At 69.4% G+C, this 17673-nt stretch carries 17 protein-coding genes; 9 read left to right on the top strand and 8 right to left on the bottom strand.

The window, feature by feature from the left end; translation table 11 throughout:
* The first annotated feature begins 235 nt into the window (after window positions 1–235).
* The 3 genes from AC1VNH_RS10430 (at window position 236) to AC1VNH_RS10420 (ending at window position 3419) form a co-directional block, all read left to right on the top strand.
* Complete coding sequence (locus AC1VNH_RS10430; protein ID WP_483111282.1) at window positions 236–1534, top strand: quaternary amine ABC transporter ATP-binding protein; 1299 nt, start codon at window positions 236–238, stop codon at window positions 1532–1534.
* Complete coding sequence (locus AC1VNH_RS10425) at window positions 1531–2409, top strand: ABC transporter permease (protein WP_483111281.1); 879 nt, start codon at window positions 1531–1533, stop codon at window positions 2407–2409. The genes AC1VNH_RS10430 and AC1VNH_RS10425 overlap by 4 nt, the downstream gene beginning before the upstream one ends.
* 113 nt (window positions 2410–2522) lie before the next feature.
* Window positions 2523–3419: a glycine betaine ABC transporter substrate-binding protein gene (locus tag AC1VNH_RS10420; protein WP_483111280.1), complete on the top strand. Its 897-nt coding sequence runs from the start codon at window positions 2523–2525 to the stop codon at window positions 3417–3419.
* 101 nt (window positions 3420–3520) lie between these two features.
* Here the strand turns inward: AC1VNH_RS10420 and AC1VNH_RS10415 are convergent, their stop codons facing one another.
* Window positions 3521–4153, bottom strand: a complete 633-nt coding sequence (locus tag AC1VNH_RS10415; protein ID WP_483111279.1) for a TetR/AcrR family transcriptional regulator — start codon at window positions 4151–4153, stop codon at window positions 3521–3523.
* Between the two features lie 82 nt (window positions 4154–4235).
* Window positions 4236–5066, bottom strand: coding sequence for a hypothetical protein (locus tag AC1VNH_RS10410; protein WP_483111278.1), 831 nt, complete (start codon window positions 5064–5066; stop codon window positions 4236–4238).
* Between the two features lie 138 nt (window positions 5067–5204).
* On the opposite strand from AC1VNH_RS10410, the gene map reads away from it, so the two are divergent.
* The gene (gene map / locus AC1VNH_RS10405; RefSeq protein WP_483111276.1) at window positions 5205–5975 is read left to right on the top strand and encodes a type I methionyl aminopeptidase; all 771 of its coding nucleotides are present in this window, start codon (window positions 5205–5207) and stop codon (window positions 5973–5975) included.
* Between the two features lie 153 nt (window positions 5976–6128).
* On the opposite strand, the gene AC1VNH_RS10400 is transcribed toward map, so the two are convergent.
* The 4 genes from AC1VNH_RS10400 to AC1VNH_RS10385 all read right to left on the bottom strand — a co-directional run bounded on the left by AC1VNH_RS10400 (window position 6129) and on the right by AC1VNH_RS10385 (window position 10832).
* Window positions 6129–6983 (bottom strand): hypothetical protein, encoded by an 855-nt coding sequence (locus AC1VNH_RS10400; protein WP_483111275.1) that lies wholly within the window; start codon window positions 6981–6983, stop codon window positions 6129–6131.
* 54 nt (window positions 6984–7037) lie between these two features.
* On the bottom strand, window positions 7038–7172 hold the full coding sequence (locus AC1VNH_RS10395; RefSeq protein WP_483111274.1) for a hypothetical protein: 135 nt from the start codon (window positions 7170–7172) through the stop codon (window positions 7038–7040).
* Window positions 7172–9502 (bottom strand): phosphoribosylformylglycinamidine synthase subunit PurL, encoded by a 2331-nt coding sequence (gene purL / locus AC1VNH_RS10390; protein WP_483111273.1) that lies wholly within the window; start codon window positions 9500–9502, stop codon window positions 7172–7174. The genes AC1VNH_RS10395 and purL overlap by 1 nt, the downstream gene beginning before the upstream one ends.
* A gap of 160 nt (window positions 9503–9662) precedes the next feature.
* Window positions 9663–10832 (bottom strand): RtcB family protein, encoded by a 1170-nt coding sequence (locus AC1VNH_RS10385; protein WP_483111272.1) that lies wholly within the window; start codon window positions 10830–10832, stop codon window positions 9663–9665.
* A gap of 504 nt (window positions 10833–11336) precedes the next feature.
* Between AC1VNH_RS10385 and AC1VNH_RS10380 the strand changes: the two genes are divergently transcribed.
* Window positions 11337–11861, top strand: a complete 525-nt coding sequence (locus AC1VNH_RS10380) for an SMI1/KNR4 family protein (protein ID WP_483111270.1) — start codon at window positions 11337–11339, stop codon at window positions 11859–11861.
* 355 nt (window positions 11862–12216) lie between these two features.
* Here AC1VNH_RS10380 and AC1VNH_RS10375 read toward each other — a convergent pair whose 3' ends face one another.
* Together AC1VNH_RS10375 and AC1VNH_RS10370 are read right to left on the bottom strand one after the other, a co-directional pair.
* The gene (locus AC1VNH_RS10375; protein WP_483111268.1) at window positions 12217–13380 is read right to left on the bottom strand and encodes a sensor histidine kinase; all 1164 of its coding nucleotides are present in this window, start codon (window positions 13378–13380) and stop codon (window positions 12217–12219) included.
* On the bottom strand, window positions 13380–14039 hold the full coding sequence (locus AC1VNH_RS10370) for a response regulator transcription factor (RefSeq protein ID WP_483111266.1): 660 nt from the start codon (window positions 14037–14039) through the stop codon (window positions 13380–13382). The genes AC1VNH_RS10375 and AC1VNH_RS10370 overlap by 1 nt, the downstream gene beginning before the upstream one ends.
* 180 nt (window positions 14040–14219) lie before the next feature.
* On the opposite strand from AC1VNH_RS10370, the gene AC1VNH_RS10365 reads away from it, so the two are divergent.
* From AC1VNH_RS10365 to AC1VNH_RS10350, 4 genes are read left to right on the top strand one after another with little or no spacing between them, the layout of a single operon-like run.
* Complete coding sequence (locus tag AC1VNH_RS10365) at window positions 14220–14831, top strand: hypothetical protein (protein WP_483111264.1); 612 nt, start codon at window positions 14220–14222, stop codon at window positions 14829–14831.
* Complete coding sequence (locus AC1VNH_RS10360; protein WP_483111262.1) at window positions 14831–15871, top strand: peptidoglycan-binding domain-containing protein; 1041 nt, start codon at window positions 14831–14833, stop codon at window positions 15869–15871. Before AC1VNH_RS10365 ends, AC1VNH_RS10360 begins: the two co-directional genes overlap by 1 nt.
* Window positions 15864–16502 carry an ABC transporter ATP-binding protein gene (locus tag AC1VNH_RS10355; protein WP_483111260.1) on the top strand — a complete coding sequence of 213 codons (639 nt, stop codon included), beginning with the start codon at window positions 15864–15866 and terminating at the stop codon, window positions 16500–16502. The genes AC1VNH_RS10360 and AC1VNH_RS10355 overlap by 8 nt, the downstream gene beginning before the upstream one ends.
* Window positions 16503–16525: 23 nt before the next feature.
* Window positions 16526–17563, top strand: a complete 1038-nt coding sequence (locus tag AC1VNH_RS10350) for a hypothetical protein (RefSeq protein WP_483111258.1) — start codon at window positions 16526–16528, stop codon at window positions 17561–17563.
* The last annotated feature ends 110 nt before the right edge of the window (window positions 17564–17673 follow it).

Here is a 17673-nt window from a genome sequence, read left to right as displayed (position 1 = left end):
CGAACCCCGAAAACGCGTGACACGTTGGAAAAGGCCCGTCGCCGGGCCCCACGACCAGTCCGCGGTCGCCTGATGCCCCTTCGGGAGCGCGTCGGCGAGCGTACGGTCGACGACCGTGCCCGGGTCCTATGCCCGGAGCCCGTGCGTGTCGCGCCTCCCGACGCGACCGCCCGTGGTCGTCCACCCGGGCGTGACCGATGCAGTCTGTGCACCGGACTGCCGAGGTGCAATCCACGTGAGTGTCGAACATGCCATTGAGGCCCGGAACCTGTTCAAGGTCTTCGGCAAGAACCCCAAGTCCGTCATCGAGCAGCTGCGTGCGGGCAAGACCCGCGCCGACGTGTCGGACCGCGGCACCGCCGCGGTGATCGACGCGAGCTTCACGGTCGACCCGGGCGAGATCTTCGTGATCATGGGCCTCTCCGGCTCCGGCAAGTCGACCATCATCCGCATGCTGAACGGTCTGCTGCCCCCGAGCGCCGGCGAGGTGCTCGTGCAGGGCCAGAACGTGACCGCCGCCTCGGCCGCGCAGCTGCGCCGCGTCCGTCGCTCGTCGATCTCGATGGTGTTCCAGCACTTCGCGCTCCTGCCGCACCGCACGGTGCTCGACAACGCCGCCTACGCGCTGGAGATCCAGGGCGTCGGTACGCAGGAGCGCCGTGAGCGGGCACGGGAGATCCTGGACAAGGTGGGTCTCGGCGACCGCGTCGACGCGATGCCGGGAGAGCTCTCCGGCGGAATGCGCCAGCGCGTCGGGCTCGCCCGCGCCCTCACCTCCGGCACCGACATCCTGCTGATGGACGAGGCCTTCTCGGCCCTGGACCCCCTCATCCGTCGCGAGATGCAGGAGCAGCTGATCGAGCTGCAGCAGGAGCTTGGCCGCACGATCGTCTTCATCACGCACGACCTGAACGAGGCCATGTTCCTGGGCGACCGCATCGCCGTCATGCGTGACGGCCGCATCGTGCAGAACGGCACCCCGGAGGAGATCCTCACCGACCCGGCGAACGACTACGTCGCCCAGTTCGTGCAGGACGTCGACCGCGCGCGCGTGCTGACCGCCTCGTCCGTGATGGCGCCGCCGCAGGCGACGACGCCGGTGTCGGCCGGGATGCGGGGAGCGCTGCGCGTCATGCGCGATCTGCAGGCGGGAGCGGTGGCCGTCGTCGAGAACCGCCGCTACATCGGTGCGGTGACCGACCGTGCCGTGATCCGCGCGGTCAAGGCGGGAGAGACCGACCTGCGCCGCATCGTGCAGCGCGCGCAGCAGGTGGTCGGACCCGATGACCCGCTGACGGACGTCGTCGAGCACTCGGTCGAGTCGCCCTACCCCGTCGCCGTGGTCGACGAGCGTCAGCGCCTCGTCGGAGTGATCCCGCGCGTCACCCTCCTCGCCGCCCTCGGCAACGTTCCCGCGGTCACGCGGGAGAACCCCGTCATCGACGTGCCGGCATCCGTGCCGGCGAGCGTGCTCACCGAGACGCTCGCCGTCGTCGACGAACCCGCCGCCACGAGCACGGGAGGTGCCCGATGAACGATCTCTTCCGCCTTCCTCTCGGCGACGTCGTCGAGACCGCCGTCCGCTGGATCATCAAGACCTTCTCGTGGCTCTTCGACGGGATCAGCGTCGCCTTCCGTGCCCTCTACGACGGACTCGACACGGTGCTGTCCGGTCCGCCGTTCTGGGTAATCATCGTCGTCTTCGTCGCGCTCGCGTTCTTCGCGAAGGGGTGGAAGCTCGCCTTGGGCACGGCGATCGGGCTCCTGCTGATGGTCACGATCGATCAGTGGGATGCGGCCATGGACACCCTCGCGCTGGTGATCATCGCCGCCGTGATCGCGGTCGCCATCGCGCTTCCCCTCGGCATCTGGGCCGCTCGCAGCGATCGCGTCTCCGCCGTCGTGCGACCCGTGCTCGACTTCCTCCAGACGATGCCCGCCTTCGTCTACCTGATCCCCGCCCTGATCATGTTCAGCGTGGGACCCGTGCCCGGCATCGTCGCCACCATCGTCTTCGCGATGTCTCCGGGTGTGCGACTGACGGAGCTCGGCATCCGCGGCGTGGACACCGAGGTCGTGGAAGCCGGCCATGCCTTCGGAGCGTCGCCCGGCCGCATCCTTCGTCAGATCCAGCTGCCCCTCGCGCTTCCGAGCATCATGGCCGGCGTGAACCAGGTCATCATGCTCAGCCTGTCGATGGTCGTCATCGCCGGCATGGTCGGAGCGGGCGGCCTCGGCGGTCAGATCGTCCAGGCGCTGAGCCGGATCGACATCGCGCTGGGTGTGGAGGCGGGTCTCGCCGTCGTGATCATCGCGATGATCCTCGACCGCGTTACCTCGAGCTTCGCGGGCCCCCGCCCCAAGCGCGCGCTCCTCGGCCGACGCCGCGAGCTCACCCGCGCGGCCTGAGCGCGCGCCCACCCATCCGAGACTTGCGAGCTCATCACTCGCGAGCGGCCGTCGACACTCGACGTGCCGTACCGACCTTGTCCGCGACAGCACGCGGACGGAGAGGACTGCAGATGACTGTCACCAAGAAGAACCTGACCGTGGGCATCGCCCTCGCGGGCGTCGCCGCCCTCGCCCTGACCGGCTGCTCGGCCGCCGGCGATGCGGGTGAAGGATCGGGCGAGCGCCCCATCACGATCGCCGTGTTCAACGGCTGGGACGAGGGCATCGCCGCGTCCGAGCTGTGGAAGAACGTGCTCGAGGAGCAGGGCTACGAGGTCGAGCTGGAGTACGCGGACCCGGCAGCGGTCTACACCGGTATCGCGAACGGCGACTACGACCTGACGCTGGACACCTGGCTGCCGCTGACCCACGCCCAGTACTTGGAGACCTACGGCGACGACCTGGTCGACCTCGGCGCCTGGAACGATGAGGCCAAGCTGACGATCGCCGTCAACGAGGATGCTCCCATCGACTCGCTCACCGAGCTCGCCGACAACGCCGACGTCTTCGGCAACCGTCTCGTCGGCATCGAGGCCGGATCGGGTCTCGTGACCGTCACGCAGGACGAGGTCATCCCCGGCTACGGCCTGGAAGGCCTCGACTTCGTGACCTCTTCGACGCCGGCGATGCTCACCGAGCTCCAGGCGGCGACGGATGCGGGCAAGGACATCGCCGTGACCCTGTGGCGTCCGCACTGGGCCTACAACGCCTTCCCGCTCAAGGACCTCGAGGACCCGGACGGCCTGCTCGGTGACGCCGAGGGCATCCACACGGTGACGTCGTCGAACTTCAAGGACGACTTCCCCGAGGTGAACGACTGGCTCTCGTCGTTCAAGATGGACAACGACACCCTCTACTCGCTCGAGGATGCGATGTTCAACTCCGGCGGCAGCGGCAACGACTACGCCCCGGCGGTCGCCGACTGGATCGCCGAGAACCAGGCGTGGGTGGACGCACTGACGTCCTGACGATCGTCGCAGAACGCGCCGCATCCTCCGGGGTGCGGCGCGTTCTGGTGTTCAGTGCGTCCTTGCGTTCGACGCGCTCTTGCCTTCCACGCGTTCCGCGTTCAGCGCGCGCTCTCCTCGGCGAGCAGGGCGAGCTTGCGGACGGAGTCGCGGAACGCCGCCTCGGTGGCCTCCACGTCGCCCGTGCCCGTGGTGTCGGAGATGAGCGCCTGGAAGGCGGAGACAGTCACCAGCACCGTGAGCGACGCCTCGCGCACGATCGACGTTCCATCGGCGGCGAGCCGCCGGCGCTCGGGGTGAGCGGCGAGCCACGGCGCGAGGAACGCCGTGAGCTCCGTAGTGAGCGAGAGGAAGGGGGCGAGGATCGCGGCCTGTGTGTCGGGCTGTTCGAGCAGCATCCGATTGCGCCCCTCCGCCACCACGGCGTTGATCTGCGCGTGGCCGATCGAGGCGATGATCAGGCGGAAGACAGCCGTGGTCAGCGGGACATCCGCCGACATCTCGATGATGACGGCGGCGTGCTCGGCCGGCAGGAGATGGAGCGAGCGGCCGAAGAGGGCGGTCTCGCGGGAGCTCATGTAGTTGAAGAACGTGCTGCGCGACACATCGGCGCGCTTGCAGATGTCGGCGACCGTAACGGCGGCGTGTCCGCGTTCGAGGGCGAGCTCGACGGCCGCGATCTCGATCGCGTTCTCGGTTTCGCGCTTCCTACGTGCGCGCAGTGACTCGGGCATGGATCCTGAAGGGAAAGGTGGACGTGGTATATCTTTGGACGGCGTCCACACTAGGCGATTGCCTGAGGAGACGTGGCCTGCGTTATGGATGTGAGTGTCGCTGGGGGGCGTCGCGGGGGCCCGGGGGCATCGGCGGTTCGTGCCGGTGCCCCTCCTTCGGCTCGGCCGTGGATGAGTCGTGCCCGCCCCTCGCAGCGGCCTCGTCGCCGTCCGGCGGCACCGGTTCGCTCGTTGCAGCGGCTGCCGGCAGCTCCAGGGCGACGCGTCGCTCGAGCTCGTCGATCGCCGCGTCGGAGAGCGAGATCAAGCCGTCGAGCTCTTCGCGCACCCGGCGGTAGGCGAGCTGACGTTCGGCGGGAGTCGCCGCCTCGTCGACCGCGACCGACAGCAGCTGCTGGGCGGTCTCCAAGCGCTTGCGCTCGGATGGCGTGAACCCGGCATCCCGCACGCGCCGCGCCTCGCGCTCGGCGACGTCGAAGGCCACCTCGTAATCGGTGACGGCGTTCTGGTAGGCGGCGAGCTCTGCGGAAGTGATCTCGGCATCGACGGAGGCGGGCCGCATCCGATCCGCGACCCGTTTGGCGCGCAGGAACGCGGCGGTGAGCTCCTGGCGCCCGTCGCTCATGGCGGGGTAGGCGATCATCTTCGCGACGTCGAGCTCGTACTCGAGCCAGCGCGCCGTGGTCGCGTCGTGTTCGGCGAGAGTGCGTGCGAGCGCGGACCCCGTCGACGGCGGGCGCTGTTCGGTCGGTGTCGATGGGATCGCTCCGGTCTTGGCTCGAATCAGCTCGAGCCGCCGTTCGTGCCGCCGCTTCGCGGCCCGCTCCCACGCGCGCGCAACGCCGCCGGCGACGCCCATGAGGGGGAAGGCGAGCCACCAGTTGTGCTGGAGGAACGCGAACAGCTGATCCACTTCCCCATGTTAGGAGCCGGGGTGCGCGGATCGCGGGTCAGAAGGTCAGAGTCGTCCGTGTCCACGACGCGGGTCCGGCGGCATCCGCCCAGAGGTCGTCGAGGGAGAGAGCGATCGCGGTGGAGAATAGTCATTGCCATGATCGAGATCTTCACGCCCGCCGAGGTCGACCGCGCACGCCGGACGGGGGCTCTCGTCGGCGAGATCCTCGATTCGATCCGCTCGCGCGTCGTGCCCGGCACCAACCTGCTCGAGATCGACGCCTGGGCGAAGGAGATGATCCTGGGCGCCGGTGCGGTGTCGTGCTACGTCGACTACGCGCCCTCCTTCGGCCGCGGACCGTTCGGCCACTACATCTGCACCGCCGTCAACGACGCCGTGCTGCACGGCATGCCGCACGACGAGCGCGTCGCCGACGGCGACCTGCTGACGCTGGACCTCGCCGTCACGCTCGACGGAATCTCAGCGGATGCGGCCGTCAGCTTCATCGTGGGCGAGAGTCGCCCCGCCGAGAGCGTCGCGCTCATCGATGCGACCGAGCGCGCGCTCGCCGCGGGCATCGCCGCCGCGAAGCCCGGCGCCAAGGTGGGCGATCTGTCCCGCGCGATCGGCACGGTGCTGAAGCAGGCCGGGTACTCGGTCAACGTCGAGTTCGGCGGCCACGGTATCGGCACCACGATGCACCAGGATCCGCACGTCCCGAACGCCGGCCGCCCCGGCCGCGGCTTCGTGCTCCGGCCGGGACTGCTGCTCGCGCTCGAGCCGTGGGTCATGGTCGACACGGATCAGCTGGTGATCGACGACGACGGCTGGACGCTGCGCAGCGCCACCGGGTGCCGCACCGCCCACACCGAGCACACGATCGCCATCACCGAGACCGGTGCGGAGATCCTGACCCTTCCGCGCTGATCCCGGGCCGCGCGCGCCCTCCGCTGCGACGTCTGCACGATCGCTGGGGCTGGTGTGTGCTCGTGGGGCCTGTGGGGTACCGGGTCCGGATCGGTCGTGCAGATGTCGCGGCACCGAAGCGGCGGGCACGGGCACGGCGCGTGCGTGCCCGCCTCAGGCCTGCGGGTTGCGTCCGGAGCGGCGCGGCACGGGCCATACGGCGCGGATGACGCGCTCGGCCGGTCCCGGCGTCTCCTCCACGTGCGGCGCTGGGCTCGGCGCCTCTTCCACGGGTCGTGCGGGCTCGGTGCGGATGACGCGAGGCGGCTCGGATGCGGCTGCGCGCTCGCGCGGCGGAACCTCGGTACGCCGTCGTCCCCGCTCGGCGGAGGCGCGGAGGGCGGCTGTCTCGGCAGCCGCGAACGCCTCGTTCAGCTCCCGGACCGCAGCGGCGTAGGCCACGAAGTCCGCGGGATCCATGCGCGTCGCACCTGTCGGCGGCCGCAGCCATTGCGCCCGCTGCATCGCCTGCAGGTAGGCGGCCGTCTCCGGATGGTGCGGGTCGCTCATCTGCGGCACGGCGATCGCGAGCTCGACGTCGGTCTCGTACTCGAGCCAGCGGGCGGCGATCTCGTCGTGCTCGCGCACGATTCTCGCCAGCGGCAGTTCGGCGTCACGTGCCGCCAGCTGCGCGCGCTCGGCCTTCACCCGCGTACGAGCGGCACGCAGCAACAGGGTCGCGGTGCGCTGCGCCTCACGCGCCTGGTTCAGCGCCCGGCGCGCCTCGGAGTGGGAGGCACTGCGGGTGGCGCGAGCGGCCTGCACCTCGGCCTGCGCGGCGCGCGTGCGCGCGCGGGCACTCAACAGCTCGCGCACCGCGTGCTGCTCCTGGTGTCGGGCCGCATCCAGCGCCAGACGACGCGCCCGGCGCCGCCCGGTCGTCGCCGCGACGTATCCGACGGTGCCGGCACCCACCGCAGCGGGGGCGGTCCACCACCAGACCGCGAGGAACTCGAGCACAGGTCCCACATCCCCATCGTACGGCGCGGCGGGATGGGCGGCCCAGGGAGGCGCGGTGCCGGCTCAGCCGAAGAGCAGGGCGAACACGGTCGAGCCGCCGCCGACGAGCACGAGCGCGATGATCACCACCCAGGCCACGACCTTCATGCGCATCTGGCGCTTGTCGGCGAAGCCCTCGTAGTCCTCGTCGTCGCTCATCAGGCGTCCTCGGTCACCGTCGGGCCGAACGCGGCGGGAAGGGTCGCGCGTGAGCGCTCCCGCAGCTCGGACACCGAGAGGCTGAGCACGTCCTGCACCTCGAGGACCGACTCGCCGTCGCCGGAGTCGGTGACACCGATGCGCAGCACGGGGTAGTCGCGCCCGTTGCACAGGCCCCGGAACTTCACGTCCTCCTCGCGCGGCACGCTGACGATGACGCGACCGGTCGACTCGGAGAACAGAGCGGATGCGGCGTCCACCCCGTCGCGCTCCATGATCTCGGTGAGCCAGACGCGCGCGCCGACGCCGAAGCGCATGACGCCCTCGGCGAGTGCCTGCCCGAGGCCGCCCTCCGACAGGTCGTGGGCGCTGGAGATGAGGCCCTGGTCGCCCGCAGCGCGCAGCAGCTGAGCCAGGCGCTTCTCGGCGGCGAGGTCGACCGCCGGCGGACGTCCGCCGAGGTGGTCGTGCACGACCTGGGCCCATGCCGAGCCGCTCAGCTCATTGGCCGTGACGCCCAGGAGATACAGGTTCTCGCCCGCATCCTGCCAGCCGCTCGGGATGCGGCGCGCGACGTCATCGATGATTCCCATCACTCCCACCACGGGGGTGGGGTGGATCGGGACGTCACCGGTCTGGTTGTAGAAGCTGACGTTGCCGCCGGTCACCGGGATGCCGAGTTCGAGACACGCGTCGGAGAGGCCCTCGACGGCCTGCGAGAACTGCCACATGACCTCGGGGTTCTCCGGGCTGCCGAAGTTGAGGCAGTCGGTGACGGCGGTCGGGGTCGCGCCGGTCACGGCGACGTTGCGGTACGCCTCGGCGAGGGCGAGCTTCGCCCCCTGGTACGGATCGAGCTGGCAGAAGCGGCCGTTCGCGTCGGTCGCGATCGCGAAGCCCAAGCCGGACTCCTCGTCGACGCGGATCATGCCGGCGTCATCCGGGAAGCTCAGCGCGGTGTTGCCCAGCACGTAGTAGTCGTACTGGTTCGTGATCCACGAGGTGTCGGCCAGGTTCGGGCTGCCGAGCAGCTGCAGGAACTGTTCGCGCAGCGCCTGGGCATCCGTCGGACGCGGCAGAGCGGATGCGGAATCCGCCTGCAGTGCGTCGATCCACGTCGGGTAGGCGACGGGGCGTTCGTAGACGGGACCGTCGACGGCGACGGTCGAGGGGTCGACGTCGACGATCTGCTCGCCGTGCCAGAAGATCGCGAGGCGCCCGTCGCCGGTGACCTCGCCGAGCACGCTCGTCTCGACCTCCCACTTGTCGACGACGGCGAGGAACGCGTCGAGCTTCTCGGGAGCGACGATCGCCATCATCCGCTCCTGCGACTCCGACATGAGGATCTCTTCGGGAGTCAGCGACGGGTCGCGCAGCAGCACCTTCTCGAGGTCGACGCGCATCCCGGATCCGCCGTTCGCCGCCAGCTCGCTCGTGGCGCAGGAGATGCCGGCGGCGCCGAGGTCCTGGATGGCCTCGACGAGCTCGTCGCGGTAGAGCTCGAGGCAGCACTCGATGAGCACCTTCTCGGCGAACGGGTCGCCCACCTGCACCGCGGGGCGCTTGGTCGGGCCGCCGTCGGCGAACGTGTCGGAGGCGAGGATGGAGGCGCCGCCGATGCCGTCACCGCCGGTGCGCGCGCCGAAGAGCACGACCTTGTTGCCGGGGCCCGTGGCGTCGGCGAGCTTGAGGTCCTCGTGGCGCAGTACGCCGACCGCGAGGGCGTTCACGAGCGGGTTGCCCTGGTAGACGCTGTCGAAGACGGTCTCACCGCCGATGTTCGGCAGGCCCAGGCAGTTGCCGTAGAAGGAGATGCCGCTCGTGACGCCGTGGACGACGCGGGCGGTGTCGGGGTTGTCGATCGCGCCGAAGCGGAGCTGGTCCATGACGGCGACCGGGCGCGCACCCATCGAGATGATGTCGCGCACGATGCCGCCGACGCCGGTGGCCGCACCCTGGAAGGGCTCGATGTAGCTGGGGTGGTTGTGGGACTCGACCTTGAAGGTCACCGCCCAGCCCTCGCCCACATCGACGACACCGGCGTTCTGGCCCATACCGACCATGAGTCGCTCGCGCATCTCGTCGGTGACCTTCTGGCCGAACTGGCGGAGGTAGATCTTGCTCGACTTGTACGAGCAGTGCTCGCTCCACATGACCGAGTACATCGCCAGCTCGCCGCTCGTGGGACGGCGGCCGAGGATCTCGCGGATGCGGTCGTACTCGTCGGGCTTGAGGCCGAGAGCGGCGTACGGCTGCTCCCGTTCGGGGGTGGCGCGAGCGTTCTCGACGGTATCGGCGGCAGGACGCGAGGCGGTGGCGGGAGTGGTCACGCGGCTGAGCTCCAGGGATCGGGGTGCCGGACCTGCTCAGTCTAGTTGTGGGGGCGGCGCGGCGGGGCGCGGGGTCGGTGGGGGCCGCAACCCGTACGCCTCGCCTGTCACAGATCGCGCGTTCCGCGTCGATCTGTGACAGGCGAGCATCGGATGCCGGTCAGTCGCCCTTCACGTTGACGAGCTGGCGCAGGCAGTGCCGGATCGACACGAGGTCCTCCGCATCCGTCATCGCCCGATCGATCGGCTTGTAGGCCTGCGGGATCTCGTCGATGAAGGCATCCGTGTCGCGGAACTCGATGCCGGCCATCGCCTCCCGCAGCTGCTCGTGCGAGAACGTGCGTCGCGCGGCGGACCGGGAGTACTCGCGGCCGGCCCCGTGCGGCGACGAGTTGAGCGAGACCGGGTTGCCGAGCCCCTCGACGACGTAGGACGCCGTGCCCATCGACCCCGGGATGAGGCCGGCGCGCCCCGCATCCGCCTGGATCGCACCCTTGCGCGACACCCACACCTCTTTACCGAAGTGGCGCTCGGGCTGCGTGAAGTTGTGGTGGCAGTTGATCCGCTCGTGCTCGACGACGTCCTCGCCGAGGAACTCGCCGAGCTGGCGCGCGACGCGGTCCATCATCTCCTCGCGGTTCAACAGCGCGAAGTGCTGTGCCCACTGCAGCTCGCGGATGTAGCGCGCGAACTCGGGCGTGCCCTCCACGAGGTAGGCGAGGTCGGGGTCGGGCAGGTCGATCCACCACTGCTTCGCGAGCCGCTGGGCGACGGCGATGTGGTGGGTGGCGATCTTGTTGCCGATGCCGCGCGAGCCCGAGTGCAGGAACAACCAGACGCGGTCGAGCTCATCCACCGACACCTCGATGAAGTGGTTGCCCGATCCGAGCGAGCCCAACTGCAGCCGCCAGTGACCGACGTACGACGCCGGATCGAAGCCGGATGCGGCGGCCTTGGCCTCGAGCTCCGCGACGCGCGGCGCGGCGGTGGCGACGACCTTGCGGTTGTCGTGGCCGGCCGAGAGGGGGATGGCCCGCTCGATCGCCTCGCGAAGCGGCGCGAGGTCCCGACTCGCGAGCTGCGAGAGCTCGAACTGGGTGCGGAGGGCGATCATCCCGCATCCGATGTCGACGCCGACGGCCGCGGGCATGATCGCGCCGAGGGTCGGGATGACCGAGCCGACCGTCGCGCCCTTGCCCAGGTGCGCGTCGGGCATCAGCGCGATGTGCGGGTGGATGAACGGCATCCGTGCCGAGGTGCGCGCCTGATCGAGGGTCTTGTCGTCGATCAGGCTCGCCCACGACACGAGCCGTGCGGAGAGCTTCTCCATGATTCCTTTCCTTGCGTGGGGTGGACCAGCCGGTCCGGGTGTTCTCCCCGCGGAAAGAGAAACGCCCCGGACCTTTCGGTGCGGGGCGTGCGACGAAACTCGTCACATGCTGCGCGCCGGAGGGTACGACTCATAGCGGCCGCTGCGCTTCGAGAGAAGCTGCAGGGCCGCGTTCTGACGCAGGCCGTCGCGTGCGTGCATGGGTCGGTCTCCTCGGCTGATGCCGCGCCGGATGAGGCACAGCCCTCCGAGGCTAGGGGTGCGGCGGATGCGGCGTCAACTGCATCCGTGGGACCGCATGCTCGCGCGGTACGACCCCCGCCGTGCCACGGACCCTGCGGTGCACAACTCCTGCAGAACCGGGCGGGCGAGTCCTCCGGACGGCCGAGACGCGGATTCTTCAGGAGTTCGGGCCGTGGATGCGGCCTTGACCGCCGCCCCGGATCTCCGAGCCGCGCGGCGAAGCTGCGGGCGGTCCTCCGGCGTGGTCCGGAGAATGGATGGGTGGACATCGCCGAACTGCTGGAGCACGCACGGCTGCGCGCGGACTGCGTGGTGCTGCCGCCGCTCTCGCTCCCGCTCGTCCAGCGCGATGACGAGGGTCTCCCCGACGGGGTGAGGGAGTTCTACGAAGGCTGCGGGGGAGCCGTGCTGTTCGCCGGCCAGGCGCGCGAGCTCACCATCCTGCCGCCGGACGAGGTTGTTCCCGCGAATCCCGTCCTCGTCGGCGATCCGGGCGAAGCGGATGCGGTGAGCCGGGCCGCGTATCTGATCGCCCGCACCCCCGGTGGTGATCACCTCACCGTCGACATGTCCGTGCCGCGGGGTGGCCGGGTCTATGACAGCTTCCACGAGCTCCACGGTGTCGTGGGCGGGTGGCCGGTGGTCGCACCGTCGTTCGCGGACTTCCTGACCGAGGTGTGGGAGGCGCCGGGCGCTCTGCCCTACTGGCTGCCGGAGTCCGGATCCGAAGGGCGCGTCTTCCCCGACGCGTACGACGACACGGAGGGGCGAGCAGCCTCCTCGTGAGCGCCCTTCCTCGTCGAGGGCGAACCGAGCTCCCGAGAGCATCTCGGTGTCGAGCTCTCCCTCGGCCGAGTGTCTGCGTCATTGCAAGAGCGGGCACCCTTCCCTCGGTGTGCCCGAGGCGAGGTTGCCGGACACGCTCGCGGTGCGGGCCCCGACTGCACCGCGAGCGGACAGAATGGGGAGGCGTTCGCCGGACCGTTCAACGTCAGCGCGGAGCACGACGTCTGGGGAGGGACGCAGGGGCTTTCATTCGCGAAGCACGGCTGCAAGCCGGCGAGCTCCGGGTGGACGACCAGCGGTGGCTACGCGTGGGCGGCGTGTGGTGTCGACACCGGAAGCTACACCTACAACTCGTTCAGGTGATCGTTTGAGCGGAGTGAGCTGAATGGAGGCCGGGGGGTGCATTCCCGGCCTCCTCAGTCACCGGAGGAAGGCGCAGGATGCCGATGAACCCGCCTTCGCGACGAGACTCGACCTCGAACGAGCCGCCGTGCTGGCGCGCGATGCTCGCGACGATCGAGAGCCCGAGGCCGTGGCCGGCAGTGCCTGCCACGCGGGTGTGCGCACCCCTGCTGAAGGGCTCCGTGAACTGCGACACCTCGTCGTCGGTGAAGATCGGCCCGTCGTTGGTGAACCGGGCGACCACGCCGTGGGGCGACATCGTGACCGTGAAGGACGCGCGTCCGCCCGGGGGCGTGTATCGCGCCGCGTTCTGCACGAGGTTGTGCACGGCCTGCGTGATCAGGGTCTGATCGCCGTCGATGATCGCCTCCTCGTCCGCAATGGTGGTCGTGAGGACTTCGCGTGAGCGGAAGGCCGGGGCCAGCTCTTCGACGACGATGCGGAGGACCTCGGAAAGGTCTACGGGGCTGCGCACCTCTTCGCTGAGCTGGCGCGTCTGGCTGAGCAGCAGGAGCGAGCCGATCATCTCGTCCATGCGGGTGACGTTTCGCAGGGACCTCTCGACGGCCTCGTTGCCCGGGTCGTCGGCCCCGATCGACTCGAGGGAGGTACGGACGACCGCGAGCGGGGTGCGCAGCTCGTGGGAGGCGTTGGCGGCGAAGCGTTCCTGCTGCGCGAACGCGTCGCTGAGCTGGCCGAGGGTGATGTCGATCGTGTCGGCGAGGTCCTTGATCTCGTCGTCCGGCCCCCGGAGCGCCAGACGTTCGTCCATGGTGCTCGCGGTGATGCGGCGGGTGTGCGCGGTGATCTCTGCGACGCGGCGCATGGAGCTGCGAGCAGCGCGGTAGGTGATCAACGTGCCGAGAACGGTGATGAGCGCAAGGGCGGCACCGGTGACCGTCATGATCGTGGCCGTGGCTCTGCTGGTGAGATGGAAGACCGCTTCCACGACCTGCGGCGAGGAGGATGCTGCATCCGGCGGCTCGACGGTGATGCTCGATGAGGCGACGGAACTCAACGACGTCCAGACCGCGCACATCACGAGAACTGAGATCACCGTGAAGATCGCGCCGGAGGTCAGAGCGATGCGCGTGGCGAGAGACTCTTTGGGGAGCATCAGCTTGCTTCCAACCGGTAGCCGAAACCCGGGTCGTGCACGATCAGGTTCGGGGCGAGCTTGCGTCGGAGAGAGTGCATCGTGACTTTGACGACGCTGCGGGAGATGTCATCCGGCGCATCCCACGCAACGTCCAGAAGGCGCTCGACCGTCAGGTGGCGGCCTTCGGCTCGCACGAGGGCTTCGATGACGGCGAACTCCTTGGGTGACAGCCTGACTCGACGGCCCTCGTAGGTCACGCTGTTGCGTGCACGATCGACCGTGAGCTCGCCGATCGTCATCTCGTCCGCGACGGGTGACGCGCCTCTGCGCGTGAGCGCTCGCACACGCGCAGCGAGTTCCTCGTAGGCGAACGGTTTGATGAGGTAGTCGTCTGCGCCGAGGTCGAGGCCGGCGACACGGTCGCGCACGGTGGTGAGCGCGGTCAGCATGATCACGGGAACGCCCTGGCCGGAAGAGCGGATCTCGCGGCACACGCTGTCGCCGCTCATCCTCGGCAGGTCCCGGTCGAGGATGACGACGTCGAAGTCGTGCTCGACGAGTCGGTCGAGCGCCTGGACGCCGTCGTGCGCTGCGGTGACCACGTAGCCGTCGCGGGCGAGGGACGTCGCGATCGCCGCGGAGAGATCGGAGTTGTCTTCGACCAGCAATATCCGCATCGTGCTCTCCTCCCCGCCGGGCACATGCGCAGTCTCCCAGGAACCGGTTAGGACCGGGTAAGGGGCGCACTAACCGTGTCGAGACTCGCGGCCGTTAAACAGTTCCCACCAACGGCCTCCCCACGGCATCGGAGAGATCTCATGCGCACCACGACAGCACTGACGCGAATCGTCACCGGCATGGCCGCCATCGTCCTCGCAGGCGCGACTCTGGCCGCCTGCACATACACCGTCGACGGAGACGGCCAGGCGCCTCCGGAGGGGGAGCGTCTCGCAGCAAGCTTCGACGAGTTGTTGGAGCAGTATCTGGCGCACGAAGAGAACCCGTTTGTGATCGAGGTGCTGACCAGCGCGATCCAGACGGGCGGCATCACCCAGGCGCAGTATGACGAGGCGCACCGCATGTACACGGACTGCATGGTGAATGCGGGGTATGAAGAAGAGTACAAGCGGCTGGCGTCCGGCATCATCCAGATCACGCCCCCCGACATGTCGGCGGAGCAGGCTCAGAAGTATATGGAGATATCGGCGGACTGCGCTGACGAACTGGCGCCGGTAGAAGCGCTGTACCGCGCGCAGCAGGGCAACCCTGACCTGCTCACCAACGGCGACGAGATCGTGGTGGCGTGCTTCAAGCGCAACGAGATCGTCGACGCCGCCTACTCCACGACAGACCTGGCCGCAGACCTGGAGAGCAGGTTCGCGGACGCCGAGTACGACCCGAACGACGCGAGCGTTCAAGAGTGCTTCTCCGCCGGCGGATACTCCGTGGCGTTCGATGAGGGGAAGTAGTGGGCGCGCGGCGGGCGATGCCGCTCATCGCCGTCACCGCCCTGGTGGTCATCGCGGCCGCCGGCGCCACGGGGTACGCGCTTCGACCCGTGCCCGCGCCTGAGTTGCTCCAGTCGAGCGGCGAAGAGACGGCGGCTCCGGTCATCGCCCAGAGCTTCGAGGACAGCCGTCGAGTCCAGGTCGCGCTCGTCACGGGCGCCGACCAGACGCTGTCGGTCCAGACCTCTGGGACGCTCACGGCTTCCCGGTGCCAGGACGGCACGGAGATCTCTTCGGGAACTGTTGTCGCCCATGTCGACGAGCGCCCGCTCATCGGCTTGCACACCGCGGTGCCGCTCTATCGTGACCTCTCGGCGGGGCACGACGGTGCGGATGTCGCCGCGTTGCAGTCCGAGCTGGTTCGCCTCGGTCATCTCGACGCATCCGGTGCGGACGGACAGTTCGGACCCCGCACGGGGCAAGCCCTGCAGCGGCTGCGCCAGAGTGCAGGACTCGACTCGGGCGAGCGCGCTGCGCAACGGTCGGAGTTCATCTGGCTTCCGTCGTCGACGGTCACAGGAGTCGCTTGCGCGCTGAAGGTCGGGGACCCGGTCTCGCAGGGTGCGACGATCGCGACGTCCCGTGGTGGGCTCGAACGCGTCGAGGTGCAGGTTCTCCCCGACAACCTGGCACCCGGGGACCGCACAATCAGGATCGGCTCGGTGCGGGGACCCGTTGATGCCAGAGGCGTCGCCACAGACGCCGCGTTCCTCGCGGAGCTCTCCGCCGACGAGAAGCTCATCTCCGCTCCCGCGCAGGATCCGGGTTCGACGGTGACCGCGAACCTGGCGCTCTCGTCCCCCCTTCCCGCCTACTCGATTCCCGTCGGCGCGCTGATCGGCGGACAGGGGCGCCGTTGCGTGAAGACCGAGGCAGGAACGGTCCGGGCCGAACTTCTCGGGTCTTCGCTCGGCACGGCCGTCGTCGCGTTCGTCGATGCCGATCCCCCACCGCCGAGCGTCCTGATCGGCGCCGCACTGGAAGGGGCGCGCTGTGGATGATGTGCCGTCCATCCGAGCGGTCGGTATCGGGCACAGGTTCGCCGGTGCCCCGCTTCTGTTCGAGGGCCTCGACTTCGATGCCCGTCCCGGCGACGTGGTGGGACTCTGCGGTCCATCGGGCAGCGGCAAGTCCACCCTGCTCTCGATCTTCGCCGGCTGGGAAGCGCCGACTCTCGGGCACGTCGTGCGTGAGCACATCGCGCGCACGAGCTGGGTCTTCCAGAACCCGCACGGCGTCGCGAATCGCACGGCGATCGACCATGTCGCATTCCCGTTCCTCGCCGCGGGAAGCACCCGCGGCGAGGCCGTCGAGCTCGCCGGTCCGATCCTGGCGTCGTTCCACCTGACGGCCGTCGCTGACAGGGCGTTCCGCGAGCTGTCGGGTGGGGAGGCGCAGCGGCTCATGCTCGCCCGCGCCGTCGCCACCAAGCCGTCCCTGCTCCTCGTGGACGAGCCGACCGCGCAACTCGACCTTCGCACCTCTCAGACGGTGAACGACACCCTCGGTGCCGTCGCGCAGCAGGGCGCCATCGTCCTCATCGCCACCCATGATCCTGGCACGCGCGACGCGTGCAATCGCGTCATCCAGCTCGAAGACTACGCACCGGCTCCGACGGATGTGCTCGGATGAGGCATCGGGCGATCGCCTCTGAGGTGTGGCGGAACATCCTGACCGGCACCGCTCGTGTTCCACTGCTGGCCCTGCTGCTCGCGCTCACTGCTGGTCTTGCGGCCGGAGCGGATGTGGCGAGTATCCACATCCTGCAGGGCCAGGCGCGGAGCTACATCGACGCGGGCGGTGCCACGCGCATGCTCGTGGCGGAGGGGAGCGTCGATCGGGGGCGTTGCGAAGCTCTCGACGGATACCGCCGAGTCCAGGCAGCGGGGGCGTTGCGTCAAGCGGAGGACCTTCCCCTCGACGCTCTCGCGGGCGCCGGACTCCCCGTGTACGAGGTCACCCCCGGGTTCGCGCGTCTGCTCGAGGTGACGACGGGCGCTGACGGTGTGTGGGTTGCGCAGTCTCTCGCTGACTCGCTCGGCGTGACAGCCGGGTCGACGCTCGTGACCGACGGTCGTGAGGTCAGGGTCGCCGGTCTCTTCCCCTATCCGGACGACGGACGTGACGCTCGCCTCGGGTATGCGATCGTGATGCCGACCGACGGCGAGGGAGCCTTCGACGAGTGCTGGATGCGCTCGTGGCCGCAGAGGGGCCAAGACGATGGACTGTTGCGATCGGCCCTCACATACGACGCGGGGGTCGGAACCGAGATGTCTCTGACCCAGCTCAACCGCCGTGGGGGTTCGGCGTTCGCCGGCACGGCGATGTTCGAGGATCGGCTGACGCGCAGGGCGCCGGTGGTCTCTCTTGTCGCTGGGCTGCTCATAGGGTTCGCCGCCGTCCGTGCGCGGCGGCTCGAGTATGCCTCGGCGCTGCACGCCGGGCAGTCCCGTGGTGCGATGGCCTCGACGGCTGTCCTGGAGGCCGTCGTGTGGTCGTTGTCCGGCGCTGTCCTGGCCGGAGCGACGATCTACCTCGCCGCTGGCATCCTCGCCCCGGGGGACATCGCCTGGGCCGTCGCCGCGATGATGCCGGCGCTGGCCGCCGCCATCGGCGGAACTCTGGTGGGCGTGGTGGTGGGCACGGTGACGGTCCGCGAAGCGAACCTCTTCCGGCTGTTCAAAGAACGATGAGCGTCGCGACGCTAGGCCCCAGGGATGGACGCGGCGAAAGCCGCGTAGCCGTCCTCGGTGGCGATACCTCTGATGGCCTGGGAGCTGACCTCCCTGATCCTCTCGTCCAG

This window comes from Microbacterium sp. KU4F, assembly GCF_056868075.1.
The sequence above is the reverse complement of the archived record's forward strand: the minus strand, read 5'-3'. Positions and strand labels throughout refer to the sequence as shown.